Source organism: Streptomyces sp. JJ66, assembly GCF_019303495.1.
GTDB lineage: Bacteria > Actinomycetota > Actinomycetes > Streptomycetales > Streptomycetaceae > Streptomyces.
In genome coordinates, this window is the sequence record NZ_JAEVFI010000001.1 from 93,631 (window position 1) to 120,120 (window position 26,490).

Here is a 26,490-nt window from a genome sequence, read left to right on the forward strand (position 1 = left end):
GACTTTCGACGGAAGGACGCCACCGTGTCAGAAACCAGGCGACGCGTCAGGATCGTCATCGTGGGTGCTGGTCCCGTCGGCTGCCTGCTCGCCATCGAGTTGCGCCGACGGCGTTTCGAGGTGGAGCTCCACGAGAAGCAGACAGCCGACCGGGTGGCCCTCGACCAGGGCGGCCGCTCGTTCAACCTCACCCTTACCCACCGTGGGACCAGCGCGCTGCGCCCCGCGCTGCGCGACCGCGTCTACGCCGTGGGGTCGGTGCTGCAACGCCGGATCATCCACCACCGGGACGGCACGCTCACCCACCAGCCCTACGGCGCCGGACCTCACCACCACCTGCTGTCCGTGCCGCGCGCGGCCCTGCACCGGACCCTGCTGGCCGCCGCCCAAGAGGCTGGCGCGGCCGTGCACTTCGGGCACTCCTGCATCGGTGCCGACGCCCACCGCGGTGAGGCCGTGTTCGTCACCGGGGAAGGCACCGTCTGCCGGGCGAGCGGGGACCTGCTGATCGGCTGTGACGGCGCCAACAGCGCGCTGCGGTACGCGCTGTCGAAGTCCGGCGCCCGTATGCAGATCCACCAGGAGTACATTCCGCACGGTCACGTGGAGCTGGGCATGGCGCCCGGCGCGGCCCGGGACCTCAGCCCGGACGGGATGCACCTGTGGCCGCGCGGTGACCACTTCCTGCAGGCCCAGCCCAACCACGACGGCAGCGCCACCACGACGCTGTTCATGCCCGTGGACAACCGGGGCGGCGAGCTGCGGTTCCGCTCCTTCGCCAGCCGGGAGGCGGTACGGCCGCACTTCGCCCGCGAGTACCCGGACATCGCGGCGGCCCTGCCCACGGTGAGCGAGGACGTGTGGGACGCGCGTCCCGCCCTGCTCAAGGTTGTCCGATGCGCCCCGTACCACTACGGGCGCGCGGTGCTGGTAGGCGATGCGGCGCACACGATCGTCCCCTTCTACGGACAGGGCATCAACTGCAGTTTCGAGGACGCCGACGTGCTGTGCGGCCTGCTGGACCGTCACCTGGGCCAGGCCGGGGACCGCCACGCCGCGATCCGGGCGGCGGTGGCCGAGTTCAGCGCCCAGCGGGTAGGTCCGGGGCAGGCGATCGCCGACCTGTCCCTGGCCAACCTGCGGGAGCTGAGCGCCCACGTCGATGACCGGCGGTTCCACCTGCGCAAGGAGATCGAGCGCAGGCTGCACCAGCGCTATCCGCGGGAGTTCATCCAGCTCTACCAGCTGGTGGCGTTCACCCGGGTGCCCTATGACGAGATCGTGCGGCGCAGCCAGTGGGACCAGCGCGTGCTGGACCTGATGTGCGAGCGGTACGACCCGGCGACGCAGAGTGAGCTGATCCTGCGCGCCTACCCGGAGTTCGCGCGCGGTGTGGAAGCTGGGGAACCGCCCGTACCAGCGCTCTCCGCTGGCTCCGCCGCGCTGACCCGTCCAGGAGATGTGTGAGGGCGAAGAACCCCGCGACGTCGAACTCGACCCCCGCTTTTGTCCCGGGCGCGCTCGGCCCGCCCCGTGAGCCAGCACACCGCGGCGGCTCACCGGGGCCGGGCTGTGCCGGGCCGCCAGGGTGCGCCCGGAGGCGGGGCGGGAGGGTGTTAGCCCTCACCTGGGGCCGGGTCACTGAGACTCGCTGGCGGTTTGTGTGCTGACCAGGCGCGGGCGCGGGTAGACGCGCTCGGTGACGCCCTCGGGCTGTGCGGCGGCCAGCGCCTCCGTCCCCGTGCCGACGGCCGCGTCCCGACCCGCGCCCACGGCCACGTCCACGTCCACGTCCACTGCCGACGCGCACATGCCGAAGCGGAACCCGATGCCCCGGATAGTGGTGATCCAGTCACTGTCCCCCAGCTTCCCGCGCAGGCTGCTGACGTGGGTGTCTATCGTCCTGCTCGCCTGGGCGCTGATGCGGTTGTCCGAGGGGTAATCCCACACCGCGCTCATCAGCTCCTGCCGCTCGAAGACACGCTCCGGCTCGGCGGCGAGCGTGTGCAGCAGGTCGAACTCCTTGCGGGTCAGCGTCAGCGAGCGGCCGTTTAGGGAGGCTTCGCGCCGGACCGGTTCGATCAGGAGCGGGCCGTACCTCAGCTGGTCATCCCCAGCCCCGCCCCGGCTGAGTTCGGCGGCGGTGCGCCGGGGGCCCGTGCGGCGCAGCACCGCCTTGATGCGGGCGACAAGTTCGCGGGGGCGGTAGGGGCGCTCGACGCAGTCGTCACACCCCATCTCCAGCAGCAGCACCCGGTCCACTTCGGCCGACGCTGAGGTGAAGGCGATGATGGGGATGTCACTGTCCCGCCGGATGCGCTGGCACACCGAAACACCGTCCAGGTCGGGCAGATCGGTGTCCAGCAGCACGAGGTCGAACTCACGATGCGCGGCCAGGACCGCGGCCCCGCTGGTGGCGACGTCCGCGACGTATCCGTGCCGGGTGATCTCCTGCTCCAGCGAACCCGCCGACGAGCAGTGGGAGGCCACCAGGATTCTCGCGCTCGGTCCGTCCGGATCGGTGACGGGCACCGGGCCTGCTGCGGGTCTCGCGGTGCCCCTGGAAAGCTGACGCACGTCATGGTCGTGGACGGACAACTCGGCCTCCTCAGTCCCGTGGAGTCTGCTGCCGTGGGGGAGTCAGCACCCTACTCAGCGCCACCTTCCCCACACCGGGTTTCTCAACCACCAGTTAACCACCCGAAGTTGGGACTGGTCAGAGGGGAGGGCCGGACGGGCAAGCCCCGGGTCGCGCCGGGTGGGGTTCACTCGCATTCCGCTTCGTATCCGGAGGCGTGTCTTCCGGAAGAGAGGACACTCGCTGTGGCCACCCATATCCTCGTCACCGGCGGCGCCGGCTTCATCGGATCGCACTACGTCAGGACGCTGCTCGCCACGAACCGCGAGGTGCGCGTCACCGTATTGGACCGGCTGACCTACGCCGGTGACCGCGCCAACCTGGCCGCCGTTGAGGCCCATCCGGGCTTCCGCTTCCTACCCGGCGACATCGGCGACCCGGCGATCGTCGAGGACGTCATCGGCGGCGTGGACGGCGTGGATCACGTGGTGCACTTCGCGGCCGAGACCCACGTGGACCGGTCCATCAGCGGCGGGCAGGAGTTCGTGCGCACCAACGTGCTCGGCACCCACGTCCTGCTGGACGCGGCGGTGCGGCACGGCGTCCGGCGGTTCGTGCACGTCTCCACCGACGAGGTGTACGGCTCCATCCCGCACGGCTCCTGGCCGGAGGAGCACCCGCTGCGGCCCAGCTCGCCGTACTCGGCGTCCAAGGCGTCCAGCGACCTGCTCGCGCTGGCCAGCCACACCACCTACGGGCTGGACGTATGCGTCACCCGCTGCTGCAACAACTACGGGCCCCGCCAGTACCCGGAGAAGCTCATCCCGCTGTTCGTGACCCGGCTGCTCGCCGGGCAGTCCGTACCGCTGTACGGCACCGGTGCCAACAGCCGGGAATGGCTGCACGTCGACGACCACGTCGCCGCCCTGGAACGCGTGCGGACCGCCGGACGCGCCGGGCACGTCTACAACATCGGCAGCGGGGTCGAGCTCACCAACCGCGAGCTGACCGCGCTGCTGCTCGACGCGTGCGGCGTGGGCTGGGACCGGGTGGAGCCGGTCACCGACCGCCCCGGCCACGACCTGCGCTACGCGGTGGACTCCGCGAAGATCCGTCGCGAACTGGGCTGGGAGCCGCGGCGCGAGTTCCGTGCCGCGCTGGCCGAGACCGTCGCCTGGTACCGCCGCCACGGCGGCCCACCCCGCCCGGCGCCCAAACCGCGTCCCGCCGAGGTGACGCCCCCGGCCGCCCACGCCTGAGCCTCCCAGGCCCGGCGGCGCCCGCCGCCGTCCGACCCCCGCCCGCCCGACCGAAAGGGAAGCGCCGTTGCCCTCCGACCGGCCCCACCGGCCCGCCGAGTCCGCTGTCTCCCCCGGCCTCACCGTCTCCCCAGAGCCGTCCCCGCCCCGCGCCGGGGCGCGGGAATGGCTGGGGCTCGCCGTCCTGGCCCTTCCCGCCATGCTGATCGTGATGGACATGACGGTGCTGCACCTGGCCGTGCCGCACCTCAGCGCCGACCTCGCCCCCAACAGCACCGAACTGCTGTGGATCACCGACATCTACGGGTTCCTGGTCGCGGGCTTCCTCATCACCATGGGCAACCTCGGTGACCGGCTGGGACGGCGCCGGCTGCTGCTCGTCGGGGCCGCCGCGTTCGCCGTGGCCTCCGTGCTCGCCGCCTACGCCGACAGCCCCGCCGGACTCATCGCCGCCCGGGCTCTGCTGGGGCTGGCCGGCGCCACCCTGATGCCGTCCACACTGTCGCTGCTGCGCACGATGTTCCCCGACGACCGCCAGCGCACCATCGCGATCTCGGCGTGGATGATGTCCTTCACGGTCGGCGCCTCCATCGGGCCGCTGGTGGGCGGCGTGGTCCTGGAACACTTCTGGTGGGGCGCGGTCTTTCTCCTCGGCGTTCCGGTGATGGTGCTGCTGCTCGTCCTCGGTCCCGTCCTGCTCCCGGAGCACCGGACGCCCTCGGGCAGGCGGCTCGACCTGGCCAGCTCGCTGCTCTCACTGGCCGCGGTGCTTCCCGCGGTGTACGGCCTCAAGGAGATGACGCGCGACGGGGTGGATGTCATCTCCGCCCTGGCCGTGGTGCTGGGCGTGGTCTGCGCCGTGACCTTCCTGCGCCGTCAGCGACGCCTCGACGACCCCCTGGTGGACCTGGGCCTGTTCCGTGAGGCCCGGTTCCGGGTGTCGCTGGGCACGCTGGCCGCGCTGTCGTTCGTGATGTTCGGCATCAACCTGTTCATCGTCCAGTCCCTCCAGCTGGTGCACGGCCTGTCGCCGCTGGAGGCCGGATTGTGGATTCTGCCCGGCAGCGTCGGCGGCGTCCTGGGCACGGTGGTCGCCACGGTGGTGGTCGGGCGGGCGCGGCACGCCTACGTCATGGCGGCGGCCCTGGCACTCGCCGCGGCGGGACTGGCACTGGTCGCCTGCACGGGACGCGACGACTTCGCCCTGCTGGTGACCGGACTGGCCGTCATGTCGGCGGGCATCGCCCCGGCCCTGAACCTCGGTACCGACCTGGTAGTCAGCTCCGCTCCCCCGGACCGCGCGGGGGCCGCGTCGGCGGTCTCCGAGACGAGCAACGAGTTCGGCGGCGCACTGGGCCTGGCGGTGCTCGGCAGCGTCGGCATCGCCGTCTACCGCACGCGGGTGGAGGACACGCTGCCCGAGGGCGTGCCGCCCGAGGCGGCCGGACCCGCGGCCGACACCCTGGCCAAGGCACTGGAACAGGCCCGGCAGCTGCCCGACGAGGTGGGGACGGCGCTGGCGGAAACCGGCCGGGTGGCCTTCGCCGGTGGCCTGAGCGTCATGGCCACGGCCGCCGCCGTGCTCGTGGCCTGCTGCGGCGTGCTGGTCGCCACTACCCTGCGGCACGTCCGGCCCGGCGGGCCACCGGCCGGGGACCCGGACCCGTCGGCGCCGGACCCCGCTCAGGGTTCGGCGGCTTCCGCGTAGCACTGGTACAGCTCGGGCGTGCCGCCACAGGCCCACGCCTGGCCCGCCTCGACGACCTCGATCTCGCGCCCGGAGGCGAGCCGCACGACGGGGTGCCCGTTCGGCCACAGCACCCACCGCACGCCCGGGACCGTCCGCACCAGGACCGTGCCCAGGTACAGCCCCGCGTCGTTGCCCAGCCAGCTGAGGGTTTCCGGATCGTCGCGCCACCGGGGCAGCAGCTGGTCGAGGGCCTCCAGTGACGCGGCGGTGTCGTCCAGCCGCACCCCGAGGTCGGCGGCCTGGGTCCGCAGCAACTCGCATTCGGACAGCAGCTGGGCCACTCCCTCCGGGTCTTGCTCACCGTGGGACACGACCGCCACCCCGCGGGCCATGCCGTGCCGCTTGCGCCAGTTGTCCAGGAAGGAGAGGTTCATGGGCCTAAGGGTCCCACCGCCCGTTGCGGCGGCGCCACCGGCACGCGGCACCGGCCGGGCCGCGCTCGTGACCCGGTAGAGACCCCATGGCCGGCTCGATCGGCCTGCGCGCCGGCTCGTCCCGCCCGGGGCGCGGGGTACGGCGTCGGCTACAGCTCCAGGTCCACCACGACGGGTGCGTGGTCGGAGGGGCTTTTGCCCTTGCGGGCCTCGCGGTCCACGTAAGCGTCGGTGACGGCCGCGCGGAACGGGGCGTTGCCGTAGACGAGGTCGATGCGCATCCCGCGGTTCTTGGGGAAGCACAGCTGGCGGTAGTCCCAGTAGGTGAAGGGCACGTCGTACTTCAGCGCACGCGGGTAGACGTCGTCCAGACCGGCCTCGCGCAGAGCGGCGAGCCGGGCCCGCTCCGCGTCGGTGACGTGCGTGGCGCCCTCGAACTGGGCGATGTCGTACACGTCGGCGTCCGTGGGGGCGATGTTGAAATCGCCCAGTATGGCAAAGGGGCGCTCGCCCTGTGCCTCCTGCTCGGCGATCTTGTGCAGGGCGTCGAGCCAGCGGAGCTTGTACGCGTAGTGCGGGTGACCGACCTCCCGCCCGTTGGGCACGTAGACCGACCACACCCGCACTCCGGCGCACACCGCGCTCACCGCGCGCGGCTCGTGCTGGTCCTCGAACTCCGGACCGCCGATCAGGCCGGTCACGGGCTCCTCGATACCGACGCGGGAGAGGATCGCGACGCCGTTCCAGCGTCCGTCCGCGTGCACGGCGGCCTCGTAACCGGCCTCCCGCAGTGCCTCGCCCGGGAACTGCTCCTCGGTGCACTTGAGTTCCTGCAGGCACAGCACGTCGGGCGACGTGGCCTCCAGCCAGGCCAGCAGCCGTTCGATTCGGGGGTTGACGCCGTTGACGTTCCAGGTGGCGATGCGCGTAGCCATGGAGCCCAACCTACCGGGCGCCACCGACAGCGCGGTGCCGGGCGCCGGTATCCCGCTCCCCGGCGCCCGGCGGGGCGGCCGCGCCGGTCACACGCTGGCCGACTCCCCCGGGGCCAGGTGCAGGTGCTCGGCGCCGCCGGTGCCGGGTCCGTTCGGACCGAGCATGCGCCCGTAGATGCCCAGACCGGCCTCCGACAGCAGCCCGTCGTGCACGTCGTAGGCGCGGCGCGGCTTCACCTCGCGCACGTAGTCCACCACCTCGGACAGCTTGCTCCACGGCGCGTGCACCGGCAGCAGCAGCGTCTGGACCGGGCGGCCGGGCACGGTGAGCGCGTCGCCGGGGTGGAAGAGGGCACCGTCCACACCGTCCACGCCGTTGACGAGGTAGCCGACGTTGGTGACGCGCGGGATGTCCGGGTGGATCACCGCGTGCAGTTCCCCGTGCACTTCGATGTCGAAACCGGCGGCCTGGAAGGTGTCGCCGTGGCCGACGGTGTGCACCCGCCCGGGGAAGGCCGCACCCAGCTGCTCGGCGACACTGCGCAGCGTCCACAGCTGGGCCGCCGGGTTGGCCTCCAGGGCCGCGCGCAGGCGCTGCTCGTCGAAGTGGTCGGGGTGCTCGTGGGTGACGAGCACCGCGTCCGCCCCCACGGCGGCGTCCGGTTCGCTGAAGTTGCCCGGGTCGATGACGAGCGCGCGCCCCTCCCGCTCCAGGCGGACGCAGGCGTGGCCCTTCTTCGTCAGTCGCATGTCCATGGGGGCATTGTGCGGCATGCGCCGCTGAGGGGGCCTCACCCCCTCCCGCCCACCCGGTGGGCGGCTGCACGGCGTCCGGTTCCGGGCGGGCGCGGAAACGCTCAGAACGTGACCGTCGAGACGACGTAGACCTGCGGGCGTTCCGGCTTGCTCATGTCCACGGTGACGGCGACCCTGGGGCGCAGGCCGGGCAGGTCCACCGTGGTGTGGACGTAGTGCCGCCCGGGGTGGTCGAGGTCCCAGCCGACGGCGTCGGCCTCGCGCCCGGTCACACCGGGCGCCTGCGAGGACAGCTCCCCGGGGCTGGTGCCGAGGCTGCCCAGGAACGTCTCCAGCTGCTCCGGCGAGGTGCGGAACTGCACGTACAGCGAGCTGGTGTCCCAGCTGTTGGCCTCGTAGTAGCCGACGTAGGTGGAGCCTGGGGGGATGGGCACCTCGAACACGCGCCGGGTCACTTTGCGCGGCCAGTGCCACATCAGGCCGGTCGCCGAGGCGATGGTCTGCTTGTTCTTGCCGCTGTCCCGGCTCTGGTGGGCGGACAGCGCCAGGTACCCGGCCGGGATCGCGATGAGCAAGGCGACGACGATCGCGGTGAGCCAGCGGCGGCGGGGGCGCAGGGGCGGCGGGTAGCCGGGCGCCGTCACCGGCTCAGCTCCCGGCCCGTCCGGTCGGAGCGGGAGGTGAGGCCGAGCTGCGCGGCGGCCCGCTCGTAGCGCTCGTAGCGCTCCAGCCGGCGCCGGGTGGCGCGGCGGAAGCGGCGGGCGACGAGGCGGGCCAGGTCCGCGGCGCCGACCATGCCCGCCTCGGGGCCCAGTTCGGCGCGCACGATGCGGGCCTCGGGCCGGTAGCCGCGCCCGGTCAGATGGCGGCGGAAGGAGGCGCGGGCCGGTTCGATGAGCAGGTCGTCGGCCGCGCTGACGCCGCCGCCGACGACGAAGCAGGACGGGTCGAGCGCGGCGGCGAGGTTGGCCAGGCCGACGCCGAGCCAGGTGCCGATCTCGCCCAGCAGTTCCACGCACATCGCGTCGCCCTCGCGGGCCAGGTCGGTGATGAGCGGCCCGGTGATCTCGCGCACCTCGCCGCCCACCCGGTCCACGATGTTGTGCGCCACCGGCGAGTCGGCCGCCGCCAGTTCACGTGCCTCGCGCACCAGCGCGTTGCCGGAGCTGTACTGCTCCCAGCAGCCGCGGTTGCCGCACGGGCAGCGGTGTCCGGCCGGGACGACCTGCATGTGGCCGAACTCCCCGGCCACCCCGTACGTGCCGCGCTTGACCCGGCCGTCCTCCAGGATCGCGCCGCCGATACCGGTGCCGAGCGTGATCATCACCAGGTGGTTCTCGCCGCGTCCGGCGCCGAAGCGCCACTCGCCCCAGGCGGCGGTGTTGGCGTCGTTGTCCACCATGACGGGGACGGCCAGCCGTTCCTGGAGCGCCGCGCGCAGCGGCTCGTCCCGCCAGGCCAGGTGGGGGGCGAACAGCACGCGGGAGCGGTCGGCGTCCACCCATCCGGCGGCGCCGATCCCGACGGCGTGCACGTCGTGCCGGTCGGAGAGGTCGAGCACGAGTTCGGTGATGACGTCCTCGACGACCTTGGGGCTCTTGGACTTGTCCGGCGTCTCCGCGCGCACCTTCTCCAGGATGACGCCGTCCGCGTCCACCACTCCGGCCATCACCTTCGTACCGCCGATGTCGATGCCCACGGTGGGCACCCGGGGTGCGGAGAGGTGGGAGCGCCGCTCGCGGGGGGCGATGGTGCCGCGCGTGGCGATGGTGTGCAGCACGGTGGCCCGGGTCGAGCCGTGGGCGGCGCGGTCACGGTACGTACTCATCAGCTCGATTGTGCCTCACCCTGAAGGCCCCGCAGCTCGTGGCGGAGCTGGTCGAGCTCGCTGCCCCCGGCCATCTGGCGGGTCAGCTCCTGAAGCGTGACGTCCGCCCGGGCGTGGCTGGCGGCCATGGCGCCGCGTTTGAGCAGCACGAACCGGTCGCCGACGAGGTGGGCGTGGTGCGGGTTGTGGGTGATCAGCACGACGCCCAGGCCCTCGTCCCGGGCGGCGGCGACGTACCGCAGCACCGTGCCGGACTGCTTGACCCCCAGCGCCGCCGTCGGTTCGTCCAGCACCAGCACGCGGGCGCCGAAGTGGACCGCGCGGGCGATGGCCACGCACTGCCGCTCGCCGCCGGAGAGGGTGCCGATGGGCTGGTCCACGTCGCGCAGGTGGATGCCCATGCGGGCCAGCGCCTCGCGGGTGGTGGCCCGCATGCGGGTGGCGTCCAGGCGGCGGAAGGGGCCGCGTCCGGTGTGCTGTTCGGAGCCGAGGAAGAAGTTGCGCCACACCGGCATCAGCGGCACCACGGCGAGGTCCTGGTAGACGGTGGCGATGCCCCTCTCCAGTGCCTCGCGCGGCGACGCCAGGCGCACCGGTGCGCCGTCGATGCGGTAGGTGCCGCCGTCGTGCTGGTGCAGCCCGGAGACGATCTTGATGAGGGTTGACTTGCCGGCGCCGTTGTCGCCCAGGACGCAGGTGACCTCCCCCGGCGTCACGGTGAGCGACACGCCGTGCAGGGCGCGTACGGTGCCGTAGGACTTGGTGATGTCCTCCAGCGCGAGCACCGGCTGAGCGGCCGGGCCGGTCATCGGGTGGCCTCCGCCCGGCGCCGGACCCAGGCGTTGAGCAGGGTGGCGAGCAGCAGCATGGCGCCGAGGAAGAACTTGAACCAGCTGTGGTCCCACTGCGCGTACACGATGCCCTTCTCCGTCATGCCGAAGATCAGCGCGCCGACGGCCGCGCCCGCCGCGGAGCCGTAGCCGCCGGTGAGCAGGCAGCCGCCGATGACGGCCGCGGCGATGTAGATCAGCTCGTTGCCGACTCCCTCGCCGGACTGCACGACGCCGTAGGTGAACAGCAGGTGCTGTCCCGAGATCCACGCGCACAGCGCGACGCCAAGGTAGAGGCCGATCTTCGTACGGGCGACGGGGACGCCGACGGCGCGGGCGGCGTCCGCGCTGCCGCCGGCGGCGAAGATCCAGTTGCCCGCGCGGGTGCGCAGCAGCACCCAGGTCGCCAGCGCCATCAGGCCGAGCCACCACAGCACGGTGACGCGCACCCGCACCTCACCGCCGATGACCAGCTGGGAGGCGAACAGGGCGCTGGCGCTGGGGTAGCCCTCCATGTCGGAGATCGTCTTGGTGGCGACGCCGCCGGAGATGAGCTTGGTGGCGCCCAGGTTCAGACCGGTCAGCATGAGGAACGTACCGAGCGTGATGATGAAGCTCGGCAGTTTCGTGCGGACCAGCATCCAGCCGTTGAACAGGCCGAACCCGAGCGTCACCAGCAGCGACACCCCGACTCCGGCCCACACGTTCGCCGTCAGCTGGTAGCTGAACATCGAGGAGACCAGCGCCGAACTGGTGACCATGACTCCGGTGGACAGGTCGAACTCGCCGCCGATCATCAGCAGCGCCACCGGGACCGCCATGATGCCGATCGTGGACGCCCCGTAGAGCACCGTGGACAGGCTGCCCGGGCGCAGGAAGCTGTCGGCGACGAGGGCGAAGAACACGAACACCGCGAGCGCGCCGACGACGGCACCCAGCTCCGGCCGGGCCAGCAGGACGCGGGCGGCCCGGCGCCGCCCGGGCACGGGGCCGGTGGGTCCGTCCGGGCGCGGGGGCGCGGCCGGGGCGGAGGCGGTACCGGCCGTCACCGGGTGCCCCGGGCGGTGTACTCGGCGAGGGCTTCGGCATCGTCCCCGGTGAGGATCTGCGGGCCGGTCCGCACGGGTTCGCCGCCGCCCAGCATGGTGGCGTTGTAGCGGTGGAGCCACAGCAGATCGACGGCTTCGTAGCCCTGGAGGTAGGGCTGCTGGTCCACAGCGAAGGTCACGGTGCCCTCCCGCAGGCCGGTGACGACGGCCGGGTTGAGGTCGAACGTGGCGATCTGGGCCTCGCTGCCCGCCTGGCCGGCGGCGCGCGCGGCGGTGGCGGCGAAGGGCGCGCCGAGGGTGACGACGGAGTCCACGCCGGCGTCGGACTGCAGTTCCGCTTCGATCGAGGACTGCACCGAGGGCATGCTGGTCCCGTCCACGTACAGGTTCTCCACGGGACCGCCGAAGGTCTCCCGCACCCCGTCGCAGCGCTGCTCGTGGCCCACGTTGCCCTGCTCGTGCAGCACGCACACGGCCTTGGTGCGTCCGCGCTCGTTCAGCTCCGCACCGACGGCCCGGCCCGCGGTGACCTCGTCCTGGCCGATGTGCGCGAGCGCGCCGAATCCGGCGGAGACGTCCTGTCCGGAGTTGACGGTGACCACGGGAATCCCCGCGGCCACCGCCTCGCGGACGACGGCCTCCATCGCCTCCGGCTTGGCGAGGCTGACGATCAGCCCGTCCACCTTCTGGTCGATGCGGGCCTGCGCGAGCTGTGCCTGCTCACCGGCGGCGGGATCGGCGGAGTAGAGGAACTCGATGTTGTCCTTGACGGCGGCCTGCTCGGCGCCCGCGCGCACGATGTCCCAGAAGGTGTCGCCCGCACCGGAGTGGGTAACCATCGCGAACGTCCACCGCGGCGTGTCAACGGCCGCCTTCCCCCCGGCTGCCTGCCGCTCGCGCTCCTCCTCGGCGCGCTTGCCGCCGGTGCCGCTGCACCCTGCCGCAGCCAGGGCCAACGCGAGCAGGGTGGCGGTGGTCGTCATCAGCCGGCTGCTGCGTACGCGCCTGGTCACACGCGGTCAGTCCTTTGGTAGCGGTCCCGTTTCCAACCGCACAAGTATCGGACAACGCGCGCCCGCGCCAGGGGGCGGGGTGCCCGGCCCCTCCCCCGGCCGGACGCTGGGGGAGGGGGTGGAGTCAGCCGCCCAGCTCCTGGTGCCGCGCGGCGAGGGTGTCCGCGCCGGCGGCGGTCAGCGAGCCGAACAGCCGCAGGCGGGAGATGCCGCCGTCGGGGAAGATGTCCAGCCGGACGTGGGTGAGTGCCGGGGCGTCCTTCAGCAGGAACCGGTGCACGGCGTCGGGCTGCAGCTTGACGCGGTCCAGCAGCTCCACCCACGCGCCGTCGGCGCCGTTCTTGCCCACCAGCGCGGCCCACCCCGCCGAGTTGCCCTTGAGGTAGGCGGTGTCGATCTCCACCGCGCGGATGACGGCCTCGGCCGTCAGCGCGTAGGCGATCCAGTCGTTGCCCTGGTCGCGGCGGCGGCGGGTCTCCCAGCCGTCGTCCATCTTGCGGGAGCGGCCGGGCTGGATCGTGTTGGTGGCCGGGGAGTAGAAGCGGTCGGAGGCGTCCTCGACGGCGCCGCCGTTCTCCAGCGCGACGACGTCGAAGGTGCCCAGCGCCGTCAGCCACGCCGGGTCGGGCACGACCTCGCCGTGCACACGCAGGCGGGCGATGCCGCCGTCGGGGTGCTGGTTGACGCGCAGGTGGGTGAAGCGCTGTTCGACGTCCACGGCGAAGCCGTTGGCCGCGTGGCCGCCGACCGCGGTACGCGGGACGAGCGTGGTCCACTTCACATCGTCGGCGAGCAGGTCTTCGGGGGAGGCGGAGACCGGGGCCGCCGTCGCCTCGATGGACACCGACTGCGGGTAGTTGCCGCGAAAGTGCGCGGTGTCCACGACGATGCCCCGGATCACGCCGGGCGCGCCGAGGCGGACCAGCGCCCAGTCGTGGTCGTCGTCGGCCGGGTGCGGGACATCGGCGATGGTGCCGCGGCGGCGGCGGGTCTCCCAGCCGTCCATGATCTTGCCCTTGTGGCCGAAGTGCTCGGGGTCGAACTCGGCGCGCCCGGGCAGCAGCATGTTCTCGCGCTGGGCGAAGAACTCGTCGTTGGCGGCGATGACGCCAGCGCCCAGGCGCCGGTCGGCGAGGTCGGCGAGCTGGGTGAAGGGAAAGTCCGCGGTGCGGTAGTCCGCGTACGGGTCGCCGCCGCCGTACGGGTTCGCGTCGCCGGTGAAGCGGGGCTGGGCGGTCATGCGGAGGTCCTCTCGATGAGTCGGCCGGTCTTGGCGATGGTGCGACCGTGGTCGGTGATCTGCTCGCCGCGCAGCCAGCTGGAGCGGACGACGCCGTGCAGCGTCTTGCCCGCGTAGGCGGTGACCTGGTTGCGGTGGTGCAGCTCGGCCGGGTCAACGGTGAAGGTCTCGTCCGGGGCGAGCACGGCGAAGTCGGCGTCCCGGCCCGGCGCGATGGCGCCCTTGTCGCCGTGCAGCCCGGCCAGCTCGGCGGGGGCGGCGGACATCCAGCGCACGACGTCGGCGAGCGCGTGGCCGCGGCGGCGGGCCTCGGTCCACACGGCGGGCAGGCCGAGCTGGAGCGAGGAGATGCCGCCCCACGCCTGTCCGAAGTCGGGCACCTTGAGGCTCGCGGTGCAGGGCGAGTGGTCGGAGACGACGCAGTCGATGGTGCCGTCGGCGAGCCCGGCCCACAGGGCGTCCTGGTTGTGCTTCTCGCGGATGGGCGGGCAGCACTTGAACTCGGTGGCACCGTCGGGCACTTCCTCGGCGGTGAGGGTGAGGAAGTGCGGGCAGGTCTCAACGGTGACCCGGACGCCCTCGCGCTTGGCGGCGGCGATCATCGGCAGCGCGTCGGAGGAGGACAGGTGCAGGACGTGGACGCGGGCGTCCAGCTTGCGGGCCAGATCGATGAGCAGCGCGATGGCGTCGTTCTCGGCGGCGCGGGGCCGGGAGGCGAGGAAGTCGGCGTAGCGCGGGCCGTGCGGCTGGGGGGCGGAACCGAGGTGGGCCGGGTCCTCCGCGTGCACGATGAGCAGGCCGTCGAAGGAGGCGATCTCGGTGAGCGCGGCCTCCAGCCCAGCCGCGTCCAGCTCGGGGAACTCCTCCACGCCCGAGGGGGACAGGAAACACTTGAAGCCGAAGACCCCGGCCTCGTGCAGCGGGCGCAGCTCCTTCACGTTGCCGGGGATGGCGCCGCCCCAGAAGCCGGTGTCCACGTGGGCCTTGCTGCGGGCCACGTCCTGTTTGACGGCCAGGCCCGCGGCCGTGGTGGTGGGCGGCAGGCTGTTGAGCGGCATGTCCAGGAGGGTGGTGATGCCACCGGCGGCCGCGGCCTGGGTCGCCGTCCAAAAGCCCTCCCACTCGGTGCGCCCGGGGTCGTTGACGTGGACGTGGGTGTCCACGAGCCCGGGGAGCAGCACGTCGTCACCGAGGTCCACGATCCGGTCGGCGCCACCTGGCAGGGCGGCCTCGTGGGGCAGGACGTCGGTGATCCGCCCGTCGCTGACGAGGACGGACGCGGCCCGGGTGGCTTCCGGCGTCACGACGCGCGTCGAGCGCAGTACGAGATCAGGACTGGACGGGGTGGCGGTCAACCGGGCCCTCCTTCGTGAGTTTCAACTTTCTGTTGAAAGAGTCTTCACTTCCGGAACGGACACGTCAAGAGTCCCCCGGGCTGGGCGGGGGCGAAGTGGGGGAGATTAGAGGTTTCCACAAAATGGATCATTTTTTTCGCATCACGGAATGTAGTTCCGGCTAGCGGGGGCACCGATGAGCACGCGGCAGAACTGGACAAACGCCCCGGACCGGCGATAACCCCATGGTGGGGGCCCTGCGACCGGTCCGCCCCGGACGGCTGTGGACCGGTAGCATGCGCCCCATCCGGCCGAAAGGAAACGCGACGTGCCGCCGTCCGAGCGCAAGACCTCTTCCGCCCCCGCGGCGTCCGGGGGTGTGCAGTCCCTGGAACGCGCCTTCGACCTGCTGGAGCGGATGGCCGACGCGGGTGGCGAGGTGGGCCTGAGCGAACTGTCCGGCACCAGCGGACTGCCGCTGCCCACCATCCACCGGCTCATGCGCACGCTCGTGGCCTGCGGCTACGTCCGGCAGCAGCCCAACCGCCGGTACGCGCTCGGACCGCGCCTGATCCGGCTGGGCGAGAGCGCCTCCCGCCTGCTGGGCACCTGGGCGCGACCGTACCTGGCGCGGCTGGTGGAAGAGACCGGCGAAACGGCGAACATGGCGCTGCTGGACGGCGACGAGGCCGTGTACGTCGCCCAGGTGCCCTCCCGGCACTCCATGCGCATGTTCACCGAGGTCGGACGCCGGGTGCTGCCGCACTCCACGGGCGTGGGCAAGGCGCTGCTGGCGGGACACGACCCGCAGGAGGTGCGCGCCCTGCTCGCCCGCACCGGCATGCCGGCCGCCACCGAGCGCACCATCGTCACGCCAGAGGGGTTCCTCCAGGCCCTGGAGCTGACGCGCGAGCGCGGCTTCGCGCTGGACGACAACGAGCAGGAGGTCGGCGTGCGCTGCATCGCCGTCCCCGTGCCCGACTCCCCCACCGCCGCCGCGATCTCCATCTCCGGCCCGGCCGGGCGGGTCACGGACGCCGCGACGGACAAGATCGTGCCGCTGCTCCAGGAGGTCGCCCGCGAGCTGTCCGCCGCGCTGGCCACCACCGCCGCCCCCGTGAACGGCAACGGCACGCCCGGCGCCTGAGAGCACAGCCCGGCGCCCCGGAGCGCAACTCCGGGGCGCCGGGCTCGTTGACCGGGTGTGCCTGTCAAGCCGACCCCCGCCCGAGCCGCCGCCCTAACCGGTACCGCCCCCGCCACGGCCCGAACCGGTGCCGCCCGGCGCACCGGCACCCGGCTCACCGCGCTGCTGGCCGCCACCCTGGTGTGCGGTGGCATCCCGGGCCCGGCCCGGGCGGCCGGCGCCTGGGAGCACCTGTTCCTGACCGTGGGCGGCGCGGACGCCACCTGGGTGCGCGGCGTCGAGCTGCGCTGCGACCCCGCCTCGGGCTACCACCCGCGCGCGGAGCAGGCGTGTGCCGCGCTGGCCGCCGCCCACGGCGACATCGCCAGCATCGCGACCCCGGACGACGCCTACGCGGGCGCCCGCCGGTGCGGCCGTGCGCCCGACCCGGTCACCGCCACGGCGTCCGGCTCCTACCGGGGGCGCCCGGTCCAGTGGCGTGCGAGCTACCCGAGCCCGTGCTTCCTGCACGCCGACACGGGTTCGCTGTTCCGCTTCTGAAGGGCCGGGCGCTCAGCCGCGCGGTGGCGGTGCGCCGAACAGGGCTATGGCTCCGCGCAGCTCGCCCAGCGGCTCGGCGAGCGCGCTGACCGAGCCCAGCGCGCTGACGGTGAGCAGCAGGGCGTGCCGCAGCCGGGTCAGCTCTACCGGTCCGGCGGCCATCGCCTCGATCACCGCCAGCTGCTCCTCGGCCACGTCCCGGTCAGCCAGTGTCCCGGGATGCGCGGCCAGCTCGCGGCCCATCCGGGACACGGCCAGCCGCAGGGCCGCGATGCGGGGATCGGCCGCCACGCCGACGGTCTCCGCCCGCCACGCACGCTGGTGCCGCACCGCTGTCGGTTCCATCGAATCGCCTCGCAACGTCTGTCCCCACCTGGAAGCCGGCTCGAATCGCGCATGCTCAACATCCCGCCTCCCGTGGCGGTGGTCAGCCGCCGGAGGCTGGGGAGGGACAGTAAACGCCACCCTCCGCGCATACGTCCACACGGATTGCTAAAACCAGCCGCGCCCCGGGCGCCGGTCAGCGCCGTCACCCGAGGACGCCTCAGCACAGGCCGCCTCCCCCAGGCAGCGGGCCCGCGTCCCTACTCGGCCGAAAATCTCCAACACCGGCCAGCGGACGCTCCCCCGCGCAACGAAACGCACAGCGCCGCCCTCCGCGCGCGCCGCCTGACGCCCCACCCGGTCACCTCCCCGGTGGCGGCGCGGCCGGTGGGCTGAAGGTGAACGGGAGGGAGCGGACGCGGTGGTCGAAGGTGGAGGGGGCCAGGACCGGTGGCGCGGTGGCCCGGATGTCCGGGGTGCGGGTCAGCAGTTCGCGCAGGAGGGCCGTCATCTCCCGTTTCGCCAGGTGGGCGCCGAGGCAGTAGTGGGGGCCGCCTCCGCCGTAGCCGAGGTGGGGGTTGGGGGCGCGGGTGATGTCGAAGGTGTGCGGGTCGGGGAAGACGGTCTCGTCGCGGTTGGCGGAAGCGAAGAAGAGGACCACCTTGTCGCCGGGGCGCAGCAGGCGTCCGCCGATGGCGTACTCGGTGGCCACGGTACGGCGGAACTGGATGATCGGAGTGGCGTGGCGGACGATCTCGTTCACCGCGCCCTCGGCGTGACGCTCGAAGTCGGCTGCGAGCAGGGCGCGTTGTCTGGGGTGGTCGGTAAGCAGGGTGAGGCCGTGGGCGAGCGCGTTCCGGGTGGTCTCGACACCGGCGACCATGAGGAGGGAGAAGAAGGCGCCGAGCTGGCGGGCGGTGAGTGCCTGTCCGTCGAGGTCGGCGTGCACCAGGGCGGATACCAGGTCGCCGGTGGGGTGGCGGCGACGCTCCCGCGCGAGCCGCCCGATCATCCACCGCATCCGGGCGAGCGCGCGCAGGCCCTTGCCCGGGACGCGCAGCCGGGAGCGGGCGACGCCGATGTTCTCCGACGCGTGGTTGACGCGGGCCAGGATCTCGGGGCGGTAGCGGTCGGGGATGCCCATCATGGTGCAGATGACCTCGAACGGCACCCGGGACGCGACAGCGGTGACGAAGTCGGCGGGCCGCTCGGCGATCATCGCGTCCACGGTGCGGGCGCACACGGTGTCGATATCACGCTCGGCGTCGGCGAGGACGCGCGGTGAGAAGGCCCGGGAGACGGTGCGGCGCAGGCGGGCGTGCTCGGGGTCGTCGAGGTTGACCATGGAGTCACCGAACAGGGCGCGCACCCAGCGGGCCGGTTCGGGCGTGGTGACGCCGGGCGCGCTGACGAAGACACGCGGGGTGCGGCTGGCCTCGACCACGTGGGCGTGCCGCACGAGGGCGTAGACGTCGCGTCCGGTGGCGGGATCGGTGAGCCGGGCCGGGGCCTCCAGGCGGCGCAGGGCGGCGAAGGCGGCGTGCTGGGCGGCCGGTGGCTGGTGCCAGAAACGGGGGTCGGTGGGGTTGGTGAGGAGGGGCGGGGCGCTGGTGGGGGAAGGGGCCACGGGTGTCGCGTGCGGGGTCATGGGGCTGGTGGGTGGCGTGGGTGTCATGGCCGTCATGGTCACCGGCGGCCGGGCGCGGGGCGGGTCAGGCGCTCCGTAGGGTCAGGGGCATGGACGAGCGGGAGCGTGGGAATCGGGTGGCCGGGCTGCTGCTGGCGGCCGGGGGCGGGCGCCGGCTGGGCGGCCGGGCGAAGGCGCTGCTGCCGTACCGGGGGCGGCCGTTGGTGGAGCACGCGGTGCGCACGCTGCGGGCGGGCGGCTGCGGGCCGGTGTACGTGGTGCTGGGCGCGGCGCGGGAGCGGGTGCGCGCGGAGGCGGAGCTGGCGGGGTGCGTGGTGCTGGACAACCCGCGGTGGGAGGAGGGCATGGGCTCGTCGCTGCGGGTGGGCCTGCGGGCGCTCGGCGGAAGCGCCGCGCACACCGAGGCGGCGCTGGTGGGTCTGGTGGACCAGCCCGGGATCGGCGCGGAGGCGATCGCCCGGGTACGGTCGGCGGCGAGCGGCCCCGGCGTGCTGGCGGCGGCGGCATACGGCGGGGAACGCGGGCACCCGGTGCTCCTGGGTGCCGCACACTGGGCCCCGGTCGCCCAGACGGCGGCCGGTGACCGGGGTGCGCGGGCGTACCTGCGCGCGCACGCGGCAGCGCTTACGTTGGTGGAGTGTGCGGATGTGGCCGATCCGGGTGATATCGACACACCGGAGGACCTGAGGCGGCTGGCGTGACGCGGCTCGCCGCGAGGAACGTCTCTCGACATCGTCTTTCTCGATGTCATCCATCTCGACATCAACAAACTATTGAAGTTCCACTATGAGGAAACTAGGCTCCATTTCCGAAGGCGTGTGGCACCCCGTGCCGCATGCGTGTACCACGAGCACGGAAGTCCGGCGGCCCAGCCCACCGGCCCCTTACCCTCAAGGGGGCAGCAGCGTGGCCAGGGTCGGTTCGGAGACCCAAGAGGAGTGACAGCCCATGTCCGCACCAGCGCCGTCACCGCTGGCCATCGTCGATGTCGATCCCCGCCAGGCTCCCGCCCGGCAGGACGAGGTGCTGACCGAAGCGGCGCTGACCTTCGTCGCCGCGCTCCACGAGCGGTTCACCCCGCGCCGCGACGAGCTGCTCGCCCGCCGCGCCGAGCGCCGCGCCGAGATCGCCCGCACCTCCAGCCTGGACTTCCTCCCCGAGACCGCGCACATCCGCGACGGCGACTGGCAGGTGGCCCCCGCGCCGCCCGCCCTGGAGGACCGCAGGGTCGAGATCACCGGTCCCACCGACCGGAAGATGACCATCAACGCGCTCAACTCCGGGGCCCGGGTCTGGCTCGCCGACTTCGAGGACGCGTCCGCTCCCACCTGGGAGAACGTCATCGGCGGTCAGGCCAACCTGATCGACGCCTACGAGCGCCGCATCGACTTCACCGACGCCCGCGGCAAGTCCTACGCCCTGCGGCCCGACGCCGAGCTGGCCACCGTCGTCATGCGCCCGCGCGGCTGGCACCTGGAGGAGCGGCACCTGCGCATGGGCGACCGTCCCGTCCCCGGCGCCCTCGTCGACTTCGGGCTCTACTTCTTCCACAACGCCCAGCGCCTGCTGGACGCGGGCAAGGGCCCGTACTTCTACCTGCCGAAGACGGAGTCGCACCTGGAGGCGCGGCTGTGGAACGACGTCTTCGTCTTCGCCCAGGACTACCTCGGCATCCCGCGCGGCACCGTGCGCGCGACCGTGCTCATCGAGACGATCACCGCCGCGTACGAGATGGAGGAGATCCTCTACGAGCTGCGCGAGCACGCCTCCGGCCTCAACGCGGGCCGCTGGGACTACCTGTTCTCCATCGTCAAGAACTTCCGGGACGGCGGCGAGAAGTTCGTCCTGCCCGACCGTAACGCCGTGACGATGACGGCCCCGTTCATGCGCGCCTACACCGAACTGCTGGTGCGCACCTGCCACAAGCGCGGCGCCCACGCGATCGGCGGCATGGCCGCGTTCATCCCCAACCGCCGCGACCCCGAGGCCAACGAGCGGGCGCTGGCCAAGGTCAAGGCCGACAAGGACCGCGAGGCCGGGGACGGCTTCGACGGCTCCTGGGTCGCCCACCCCGACCTGGTGCCAGTGGCGCGCGCCTCCTTCGACGCGGTGCTCGGCGACAAGCCGAACCAAAAGGACCGGCTGCGCGAGGACGTGCGCGTGGCCGCCGGTGACCTCATCGCCATCGACTCACTCGACGCCCGCCCGACCTACCAGGGTCTGGTGGACGCCGTGCAGGTCGGCATGCGCTACATCGAGGCGTGGCTGCGCGGCCTGGGCGCGGTGGCCATCTTCGGCCTCATGGAGGACGCGGCGACGGCGGAGATCTCCCGCTCGCAGATCTGGCAGTGGGTGGACGCGGGCGTCGTCTTCGCCGACGGCCGCACGGTGACGGCCGACCTGGTGCGCGAGATCGCGGACCGCGAGCTGGCGGCGGTGCGCGCGGAACTCGGCGCGGAGGCGTTCGCCGCAGGCCAGTGGCAGCAGGCGCACGACCTGCTCCTGCGCGTCTCGCTCGACGCGGACTACGCCGAGTTCCTCACCCTCCCGGCGTACGAACTGCTGGGCTGAGGCCGCTCGCTGGGCGAACGCCCACCCGGTTCGGCTGCCCCGCCGTCCGGGGGCATCTCCCCACCGGTACTGGGCTCCGCCCCTGGCCCCGACTGCCGCGCCCTCGTGCGGCAGTCGGGGCCAGGTCTTTCCTCCGCAGGCCCACCCTGTCTGGGAGTGAGCCCCGCCCTGGGGCCGTGGGCCGGGCGACGCCCCCGGTGGCAAAGCCACAGGGAGATTGGGCCAGCCGCCCCTGGTTCGCAAGAAGACGGGGTGGAGCCCCGGCCGGAGGCTTGGGGAAGGGTCAGGGGCTCACCCGTACCGGGCGCTCCGCGCGGCGGGACTCCTCGCACGCTTCCGCGACGCGCAGCGCCCGCAGCGCCTCCCAGCCGTCGCACGGGTTGGCCCGCTCGCCCCGGACGAGGGCCACGAACGCAGCGAGCTGGGCCGCGTACGCCGGGCCGAACCGCTCCAGGAACCCCGGCCACGGCGGGCCCGCGCGCCCCGGCGCCGTGGGCTCCACCGACGTCAGCGGCGTGCGCGGGCCGAGCCCGACGGCGATCGTCTCCCGCTCCCCCGCCAGCTCCATGCGCACGTCGTACCCGGCGCCGTTCATCCGCGTCGCCGTCGCCGTGGCCAGCGTGCCGTCGTCCAGCGTGAGCACGGCCGCCGCGGTGTCCACGTCCCCGGCCTCGCGGAACATCGCGGGCCCCGCGTCCGAGCCGACCGCGTGCACGGTCACCACCTCCCGCCCCGTCACCCAGCGCAGGGCGTCGAAGTCGTGCACCAGGCAGTCGCGGTAGAGCCCGCCGGACAGCGGCAGGTAGCCCGTGGGGGGCGGCGCCGGGTCGGCGGTGAGCGCCCGCACGGTGTGCAGGCGGCCGAGGCGGCCGGAGCGCACGGCCTCGCGCGCGGCGGCGTACCCGGCGTCGAAGCGGCGCTGGAAGCCGATCTGGAGCACGGCGCCCGCCGCCGCGACCTCGTCCAGCACGGTGAGCGTGCCCGCCAGGTCGGCCGCGAGCGGCTTCTCGCAGAACGCGGGCACCCCGGCCCGGGCGGCGGCGACGATCAGCTCCGCGTGCGCGGTGGTGGACGCCGCGATAACGACGGCGTCCACCCCGGCGGCGAGCAGGTCGGCCGGGGTGGGCAGGGCGTGAGCTCCGTCGCCGACGGCGGAGGCGACGGCGCCCGCGCGCGCGGGGTCCGCGTCCGCCAGGAGAAGCTCGCGCACGCCGGGCAGGTCCCGGAGCGTGCGGGCGTGGAAGGCACCGATGCGGCCGGTGCCGAGGAGTCCGATACGCACGGGCTTTAAACCTTCTTTCGCTGGTCGTTGGGTGGTCCCGGGGCGGGTGTCCGCTGCCCTCCATCAGCGGCGTTCACAGGTGGCGGCGGCGGGCGGACACCTGGCGGTCGTACGCGGGGCGGGCCGCGCGGGCGGCGGCCCGGGTGGCGGTGGCGGCGACGGGCACGTCCCACCACGCCTGCGCCCCGGGCGCGGTGGGAGCCGGGGCGGTCTCGACGTGGACGCAGGTGGGCCGGGTGGAGGCGCGGGCGGTGGCCAGCGCCTCGCGCAGCTCGCCCAGGGTGGCGGCGCGCAGCACGTCCAGGCCGAGCGAGGCGGCGTTCGCGGCGAGATCGACGGGCAGCGGGTCGCCGGTGTAGGTGCCGTCAGCGGCGCGGTAGCGGTAGGCGGTGGCGAAGCGCTCGCCGCCGACCGCCTCCGACAGCCCGCCGATGGAGGCGTATCCGTGGTTCTGGATCAGGACGACGTTGAGGTTCACCCCTTCCTGGACGGCGGTGACCAGCTCCGTGGGCATCATCAGGTACGTGCCGTCGCCGACGAGCGCCCACACCGGTGTGCCGGGCGCGGCCAGCCGGACGCCGAGCGCGGCCGGGATCTCGTAGCCCATGCAGGAGTAGCCGTACTCCACGTGATACTGGCGCGGGGAGCGGGCGCGCCACAGCTTGTGCAGGTCACCGGGGAGGGACCCGGCGGCGCCCACCACGACGTCCGTGTCCCCGACGGTGGCGTCCAGCGCGCCGAGCACCTGCGTCTGGGTGGGCCGGGCGGCGGCGTCCCCGGCGTAGGCGGCGGTCACCTGGCGCTCCCAGCGCTCCCTGGCCGCGCGGTACTGTGCGGCGTAGGCCGTCTCCACCCGGTGTCCGGCGAGCGCCTCACCCAGCGCCTCCAGCCCGGTGCGGGCGTCGGCGACGAGGGCGGTGGCGGAGAGCTTGTGCGCGTCGAAGGGCGCGATGTTGAGGTTGACGAAGCATACCCCGGGGTGGGCGAAGAGGGTGCCGGAGGCGGTGGTGAAGTCGGTGTAGCGGGTGCCGACGCCGATGACGAGGTCCGCGGTGCGGGCGAGGTCGTCGGCGGTGGCGGTGCCGGTGTGGCCGATGCCGCCGACGTCGGCGGGGTGGTCGTGGCGCAGCGAGCCCTTGCCCGCCTGGGTGGAGGCGACGGGAATGCCGGTGGCGTCGGCGAGGGCGCGCAGGGCGTCCTCGGCCTCGCTGTGGTGGATGCCGCCGCCCGCGATCAGCAGCGGACGGCGCGCGGACCGGATCGCGGTCACCGCCTCGGCGAGCGCGCCGGGTTCGGGCAGCGGACGGCGCACCGGCCACACCCGGTCGGCGAAGAACTCCGCGGGCCAGTCGTGTGCCTCGGCCTGCACGTCCTGCGGCAGGGCGAGGGTGACGGCGCCGGTTTCCCCCGGGTCGGCGAGCACCCGCACGGCCTGGAGCGCGGCGGGGATCAGCGCTTCGGGGCGGGTGACGCGGTCGAAGTGGCGGCAGACGGGACGCAGGGCGTCGTTGACGGAGACATCACCGGCGTAGGGCACTTCGAGCTGCTGCAGGACGGGGTCGGCGGGGCGGGTGGCGAAGGTGTCGCCGGGCAGCAGCAGCACGGGCAGCCGGTTCACGGTGGCGAGCGCGGCGCCGGTGACGAGGTTGGTGGCGCCGGGCCCGATCGACGTGGTCACCGCCTGCGCGCGCAGCCGGTTGGTGTGCCGGGCGTGGGCGACCGCGGCATGCACCATGGCCTGTTCGTTGCGGCCCTGGAGGAACGGCATGCGGTCCTGGTACTCCAGCAGCGCCTGCCCGAGCCCGGCGACGTTGCCGTGGCCGAAGATGCCCCAGGTGGCGCCGATCAGCCGGTGCCGCCGCCCGTCCCGCTCGGTGTACTGGGCGGCGAGGAAGCGCACGAGCGCCTGCGCGACGGTGAGCCGGTGGCTGCGGGCGGGCGCGGGCGGCGTCAACGGGCCTCCTCGTAGAACGGCAGCCGGGCGTCGGCGGTGTCCGCCCGCCAGGTGGTGCGGACCCAGGCGTGGTCGGGGTGGTCCTGGATGAGCCAGGCCCGCTGCGGGCCGGGGCCCGCCATTACGTTGAGGTAGTACAGGGCGTGCCCGGGGGTGGCGATGGAGGGGCCGTGCCAGCCGTCGGGGATGAGTACGGCGTCCCCGGTGCGGACCTCGGCCAGCACGTCGGTGCCGAAGCCGTGGCCGGAGGGGGTCACCCGCTGGTAGCCGACCCCGGGGGTGTCGCCGTGCGGGGCGACCTCGAAGTAGTAGATCTCCTCCAGCTGTGACTCCTCGCCGGGGCGGTGTTCGTCGTGCTTGTGCGGCGGGTAGGACGACCAGTTGCCGCCCGGGGTGAGCACTTCGACGGCGATGAGCCGGTCCGCGTCGAAGACGTCGGCGGCGGCGAAGTTGTTGACCTGCCGCGAGCAGTTCCCGGCGCCCCGCAGCTCGACGGGGACGCCGGAGGCCGGGCCGTAGCGAGCGGGCAGGCGGCGCTCGCAGCGGGCCCCGGCGAGCGCGAACCGGCCCCCGGCGGCGCTGGTCAGTGTGACGGCGGCGTCCCGGGGGGCGTAGGCGAAGTCGGTGACGGAGGTGAACACGCTGTCACGGCCGTCCAGGGTGAAGCGCCGCCCGTCGGTCTCGACCGCGCAGGCGCCGCTCAGCGGGAGCACGATCCACTCGCTGGGACCGGTGTCGAAGGTGAACGGCGTGTGCGGGCCGAGTTCGAGTACCCGCAGGGAGCTGTGGCTCCAGCGGGCCGTCTGCGGATCGACGGACAGGGCGTAGGGGCCGGTGGCGGCACTGCCAGCGGGCAGGTGGAAACGCGTGTGGCTCATGCGGCCAAGCCTTCCCCATCGCGGAGCCGCCCACCGGGCGTGGCGCGGTGCGCCGTGCCGCCGGTCACGGCGCACCGGTGGCCAGCAGCACCTCGACCTCGGCGGCGGTGGGCATGGCCGCCGAGCAGGCCAGGCGGGCGGCGACGTGGGCCCCGGCCGCGTTGGCGTACCGCATCACCCGCTCCAGCTCCCAGCCGGCGAGCAGCCCGTGGCACAGGGCGCCGCCGAACGCGTCCCCGGCGCCGAGTCCGTTGACGACCTCCACCGGGTGGGGCGGAATCTCGGCGGTGGTGCCGTCCCGGTGCGCCGCGAGCACCCCGCGCGGCCCCTGCTTGACGACGGCCAGCTCCACACCCGCGTCCAGCAGCGCCCGTGCGCAGCCCACGGGGTCCCGCTCGCCGGTGGCCACCGCACACTCGGTCAGGTTGCCGACGGCGACGGTGGCGTGGGCCAGCGCCTCCCGGTAGAGCGGGCGGGCGGCGCACGGATCGGCGCCGGCCCAGAACACCGGGCGCCAGTCGAGGTCGAACACGGTGGGGCCGCGCCGGGCGCGGGCGGCGAGTGCGTGCAGGGTGGCGGCGCGGCTGGGCTCCGCGCACAGGCCGGTGCCGGTCATCCAGAAGACGCGGGCCGCGCGGATGGCGCCGAGGTCGAGTTCGCCGGGGTGGATCTCCAGGTCGGGTGCCGTGGGCTGGCGGTAGAAGTACAGCGGGAAGTCATCGGGCGGGAAGACCTCGCAGAAGGTGACGGGCGTGGGGTAGGCGGCTACCGGTGTCACCCAGCGGTCGTCCACGCCGAAGTCCGCGAGCGCCTGGTGGCAGTACGCGCCGAACGGGTCGTCGCCGGTGCGGGTGATGACGGCGGCGGAGCGGCCGAGGCGGGCGGCGGCCACGGCGACGTTGGTCGCGGAGCCGCCGAGGAACTTGCCGAAGGTCTCCACCTGCGGCAGGGGTACGCCGGTCTGCAACGGGTAGAGGTCCACACCGATGCGGCCCATCGTGATCACGTCCAGTGGCTCGTTCATCGTGCCCTTTCCGGCGGACTGTGGTACTTCCCCCAGGTGCCTACCCCACGCGCCTGACATCCTCGCCCCTGGGCCGTACCAGCGCGGACACCGTACTCGATGCGGACGCCGTACCGACGCGGACGCCGTACCGACGCGGACGCCGCACGCGCGACACGCCACGGGCGACCAGGACC

The 26,490-nt window shown here is 73.4% G+C and carries 24 protein-coding genes; 7 read left to right on the top strand and 17 right to left on the bottom strand.

Annotated features, from left to right (window positions below; genetic code table 11):
- The first annotated feature begins 24 nt into the window (after window positions 1–24).
- The gene (locus JJV70_RS00425) at window positions 25–1,467 is read left to right on the top strand and encodes an NAD(P)/FAD-dependent oxidoreductase (protein WP_308294614.1); all 1,443 of its coding nucleotides are present in this window, start codon (window positions 25–27) and stop codon (window positions 1,465–1,467) included.
- Between the two features lie 171 nt (window positions 1,468–1,638).
- Here the strand turns inward: JJV70_RS00425 and JJV70_RS00430 are convergent, their stop codons facing one another.
- Complete coding sequence (locus JJV70_RS00430; RefSeq protein WP_219045459.1) at window positions 1,639–2,532, bottom strand: response regulator transcription factor; 894 nt, start codon at window positions 2,530–2,532, stop codon at window positions 1,639–1,641.
- Between the two features lie 291 nt (window positions 2,533–2,823).
- Between JJV70_RS00430 and rfbB the strand changes: the two genes are divergently transcribed.
- Both rfbB and JJV70_RS00440 read left to right on the top strand, forming a co-directional pair.
- A complete protein-coding gene (gene rfbB / locus JJV70_RS00435) occupies window positions 2,824–3,837 on the top strand; it encodes a dTDP-glucose 4,6-dehydratase (RefSeq protein WP_219045460.1) in 1,014 nt (337 codons plus the stop codon).
- A 169-nt stretch (window positions 3,838–4,006) separates the two neighbouring features.
- Window positions 4,007–5,545, top strand: coding sequence for an MFS transporter (locus JJV70_RS00440; protein WP_374227227.1), 1,539 nt, complete (start codon window positions 4,007–4,009; stop codon window positions 5,543–5,545).
- Here the strand turns inward: JJV70_RS00440 and JJV70_RS00445 are convergent.
- The 10 genes from JJV70_RS00445 to allB all read right to left on the bottom strand — a co-directional run bounded on the left by JJV70_RS00445 (window position 5,521) and on the right by allB (window position 14,967).
- On the bottom strand, window positions 5,521–5,961 hold the full coding sequence (locus tag JJV70_RS00445) for a DUF6278 family protein (protein ID WP_219045462.1): 441 nt from the start codon (window positions 5,959–5,961) through the stop codon (window positions 5,521–5,523). The two genes, JJV70_RS00440 and JJV70_RS00445, sit on opposite strands and share 25 nt — an antisense overlap.
- Window positions 5,962–6,110: 149 nt before the next feature.
- Entirely contained in the window at window positions 6,111–6,896 is a 786-nt protein-coding gene (locus tag JJV70_RS00450) for an exodeoxyribonuclease III (RefSeq protein WP_219045463.1), read from the bottom strand.
- An 87-nt stretch (window positions 6,897–6,983) separates the two neighbouring features.
- The gene (locus tag JJV70_RS00455) at window positions 6,984–7,646 is read right to left on the bottom strand and encodes an MBL fold metallo-hydrolase (RefSeq protein WP_219045708.1); all 663 of its coding nucleotides are present in this window, start codon (window positions 7,644–7,646) and stop codon (window positions 6,984–6,986) included.
- Window positions 7,647–7,753: 107 nt separating this feature from the next.
- Window positions 7,754–8,296, bottom strand: a complete 543-nt coding sequence (locus JJV70_RS00460) for a hypothetical protein (RefSeq protein ID WP_219045464.1) — start codon at window positions 8,294–8,296, stop codon at window positions 7,754–7,756.
- Window positions 8,293–9,480, bottom strand: a complete 1,188-nt coding sequence (locus JJV70_RS00465) for an ROK family glucokinase (RefSeq protein ID WP_219045465.1) — start codon at window positions 9,478–9,480, stop codon at window positions 8,293–8,295. Before JJV70_RS00465 ends, JJV70_RS00460 begins: the two co-directional genes overlap by 4 nt.
- On the bottom strand, window positions 9,480–10,289 hold the full coding sequence (locus tag JJV70_RS00470) for an ATP-binding cassette domain-containing protein (RefSeq protein WP_219045466.1): 810 nt from the start codon (window positions 10,287–10,289) through the stop codon (window positions 9,480–9,482). Before JJV70_RS00470 ends, JJV70_RS00465 begins: the two co-directional genes overlap by 1 nt.
- Window positions 10,286–11,359 carry an ABC transporter permease gene (locus tag JJV70_RS00475; RefSeq protein ID WP_219045467.1) on the bottom strand — a complete coding sequence of 358 codons (1,074 nt, stop codon included), beginning with the start codon at window positions 11,357–11,359 and terminating at the stop codon, window positions 10,286–10,288. The genes JJV70_RS00470 and JJV70_RS00475 overlap by 4 nt, the downstream gene beginning before the upstream one ends.
- Window positions 11,356–12,342, bottom strand: coding sequence for a substrate-binding domain-containing protein (locus JJV70_RS00480; RefSeq protein ID WP_219045468.1), 987 nt, complete (start codon window positions 12,340–12,342; stop codon window positions 11,356–11,358). The genes JJV70_RS00475 and JJV70_RS00480 overlap by 4 nt, the downstream gene beginning before the upstream one ends.
- Before the next feature lie 154 nt (window positions 12,343–12,496).
- Window positions 12,497–13,612 carry an allantoicase gene (gene alc / locus JJV70_RS00485; protein WP_219045469.1) on the bottom strand — a complete coding sequence of 372 codons (1,116 nt, stop codon included), beginning with the start codon at window positions 13,610–13,612 and terminating at the stop codon, window positions 12,497–12,499.
- Window positions 13,609–14,967, bottom strand: a complete 1,359-nt coding sequence (gene allB, locus JJV70_RS00490; protein WP_219045470.1) for an allantoinase AllB — start codon at window positions 14,965–14,967, stop codon at window positions 13,609–13,611. Before allB ends, alc begins: the two co-directional genes overlap by 4 nt.
- A 307-nt stretch (window positions 14,968–15,274) precedes the next feature.
- On the opposite strand from allB, the gene JJV70_RS00495 reads away from it, so the two are divergent.
- Together JJV70_RS00495 and JJV70_RS23345 are read left to right on the top strand one after the other, a co-directional pair.
- The gene (locus tag JJV70_RS00495; protein WP_219045471.1) at window positions 15,275–16,093 is read left to right on the top strand and encodes an IclR family transcriptional regulator; all 819 of its coding nucleotides are present in this window, start codon (window positions 15,275–15,277) and stop codon (window positions 16,091–16,093) included.
- Window positions 16,094–16,150: 57 nt separating this feature from the next.
- Window positions 16,151–16,633 carry an SSI family serine proteinase inhibitor gene (locus JJV70_RS23345; protein ID WP_308294615.1) on the top strand — a complete coding sequence of 161 codons (483 nt, stop codon included), beginning with the start codon at window positions 16,151–16,153 and terminating at the stop codon, window positions 16,631–16,633.
- A 12-nt stretch (window positions 16,634–16,645) separates the two neighbouring features.
- Here JJV70_RS23345 and JJV70_RS00505 read toward each other — a convergent pair whose 3' ends face one another.
- On the bottom strand, window positions 16,646–16,978 hold the full coding sequence (locus JJV70_RS00505; RefSeq protein WP_219045472.1) for a DUF5955 family protein: 333 nt from the start codon (window positions 16,976–16,978) through the stop codon (window positions 16,646–16,648).
- Window positions 16,979–17,318: 340 nt separating this feature from the next.
- Entirely contained in the window at window positions 17,319–18,632 is a 1,314-nt protein-coding gene (locus tag JJV70_RS00510) for a cytochrome P450 (RefSeq protein ID WP_257573114.1), read from the bottom strand.
- A 62-nt stretch (window positions 18,633–18,694) separates the two neighbouring features.
- Here JJV70_RS00510 and JJV70_RS00515 point away from each other — a divergent pair, with 62 nt between their 5' ends.
- Window positions 18,695–19,306: an NTP transferase domain-containing protein gene (locus JJV70_RS00515; RefSeq protein WP_219045473.1), complete on the top strand. Its 612-nt coding sequence runs from the start codon at window positions 18,695–18,697 to the stop codon at window positions 19,304–19,306.
- Window positions 19,307–19,553: 247 nt separating this feature from the next.
- Window positions 19,554–21,176 (top strand): malate synthase A, encoded by a 1,623-nt coding sequence (aceB, locus tag JJV70_RS00520; RefSeq protein WP_219045474.1) that lies wholly within the window; start codon window positions 19,554–19,556, stop codon window positions 21,174–21,176.
- Between the two features lie 283 nt (window positions 21,177–21,459).
- On the opposite strand, the gene JJV70_RS00525 is transcribed toward aceB, so the two are convergent.
- From JJV70_RS00525 to iolC, 4 genes are all read right to left on the bottom strand, one after another.
- On the bottom strand, window positions 21,460–22,458 hold the full coding sequence (locus JJV70_RS00525; RefSeq protein WP_219045475.1) for a Gfo/Idh/MocA family oxidoreductase: 999 nt from the start codon (window positions 22,456–22,458) through the stop codon (window positions 21,460–21,462).
- A 73-nt stretch (window positions 22,459–22,531) separates the two neighbouring features.
- Entirely contained in the window at window positions 22,532–24,412 is a 1,881-nt protein-coding gene (iolD, locus tag JJV70_RS00530; RefSeq protein ID WP_219045476.1) for a 3D-(3,5/4)-trihydroxycyclohexane-1,2-dione acylhydrolase (decyclizing), read from the bottom strand.
- Window positions 24,409–25,290, bottom strand: coding sequence for a 5-deoxy-glucuronate isomerase (gene iolB, locus JJV70_RS00535; RefSeq protein ID WP_219045477.1), 882 nt, complete (start codon window positions 25,288–25,290; stop codon window positions 24,409–24,411). Before iolB ends, iolD begins: the two co-directional genes overlap by 4 nt.
- A 64-nt stretch (window positions 25,291–25,354) precedes the next feature.
- A complete protein-coding gene (gene iolC / locus JJV70_RS00540) occupies window positions 25,355–26,314 on the bottom strand; it encodes a 5-dehydro-2-deoxygluconokinase (RefSeq protein ID WP_219045478.1) in 960 nt (319 codons plus the stop codon).
- Between the last annotated feature and the right edge of the window lie 176 nt (window positions 26,315–26,490).

Excerpts from the sequence above, each read along its gene's own strand:
- JJV70_RS00445 (WP_219045462.1), bottom strand. The coding sequence starts at position 5,961 with ATGAACCTCTCCTTCCTGGACAACTGGCGCAAGCGGCACGGCATGGCC.
- JJV70_RS00450 (WP_219045463.1), bottom strand. The coding sequence starts at position 6,896 with ATGGCTACGCGCATCGCCACCTGGAACGTCAACGGCGTCAACCCCCGA.
- JJV70_RS00455 (WP_219045708.1), bottom strand. The coding sequence starts at position 7,646 with ATGCGACTGACGAAGAAGGGCCACGCCTGCGTCCGCCTGGAGCGGGAG.
- JJV70_RS00465 (WP_219045465.1), bottom strand. The coding sequence starts at position 9,480 with ATGAGTACGTACCGTGACCGCGCCGCCCACGGCTCGACCCGGGCCACC.
- JJV70_RS00470 (WP_219045466.1), bottom strand. The coding sequence starts at position 10,289 with ATGACCGGCCCGGCCGCTCAGCCGGTGCTCGCGCTGGAGGACATCACC.
- JJV70_RS00480 (WP_219045468.1), bottom strand. The coding sequence starts at position 12,342 with ATGACGACCACCGCCACCCTGCTCGCGTTGGCCCTGGCTGCGGCAGGG.
- alc (WP_219045469.1), bottom strand. The coding sequence starts at position 13,612 with ATGACCGCCCAGCCCCGCTTCACCGGCGACGCGAACCCGTACGGCGGC.
- JJV70_RS00505 (WP_219045472.1), bottom strand. The coding sequence starts at position 16,978 with ATGGAACCGACAGCGGTGCGGCACCAGCGTGCGTGGCGGGCGGAGACC.
- JJV70_RS00510 (WP_257573114.1), bottom strand. The coding sequence starts at position 18,632 with ATGACACCCACGCCACCCACCAGCCCCATGACCCCGCACGCGACACCC.
- JJV70_RS00515 (WP_219045473.1), top strand. The coding sequence starts at position 18,695 with ATGGACGAGCGGGAGCGTGGGAATCGGGTGGCCGGGCTGCTGCTGGCG.
- aceB (WP_219045474.1), top strand. The coding sequence starts at position 19,554 with ATGTCCGCACCAGCGCCGTCACCGCTGGCCATCGTCGATGTCGATCCC.
- iolB (WP_219045477.1), bottom strand. The coding sequence starts at position 25,290 with ATGAGCCACACGCGTTTCCACCTGCCCGCTGGCAGTGCCGCCACCGGC.
- iolC (WP_219045478.1), bottom strand. The coding sequence starts at position 26,314 with ATGAACGAGCCACTGGACGTGATCACGATGGGCCGCATCGGTGTGGAC.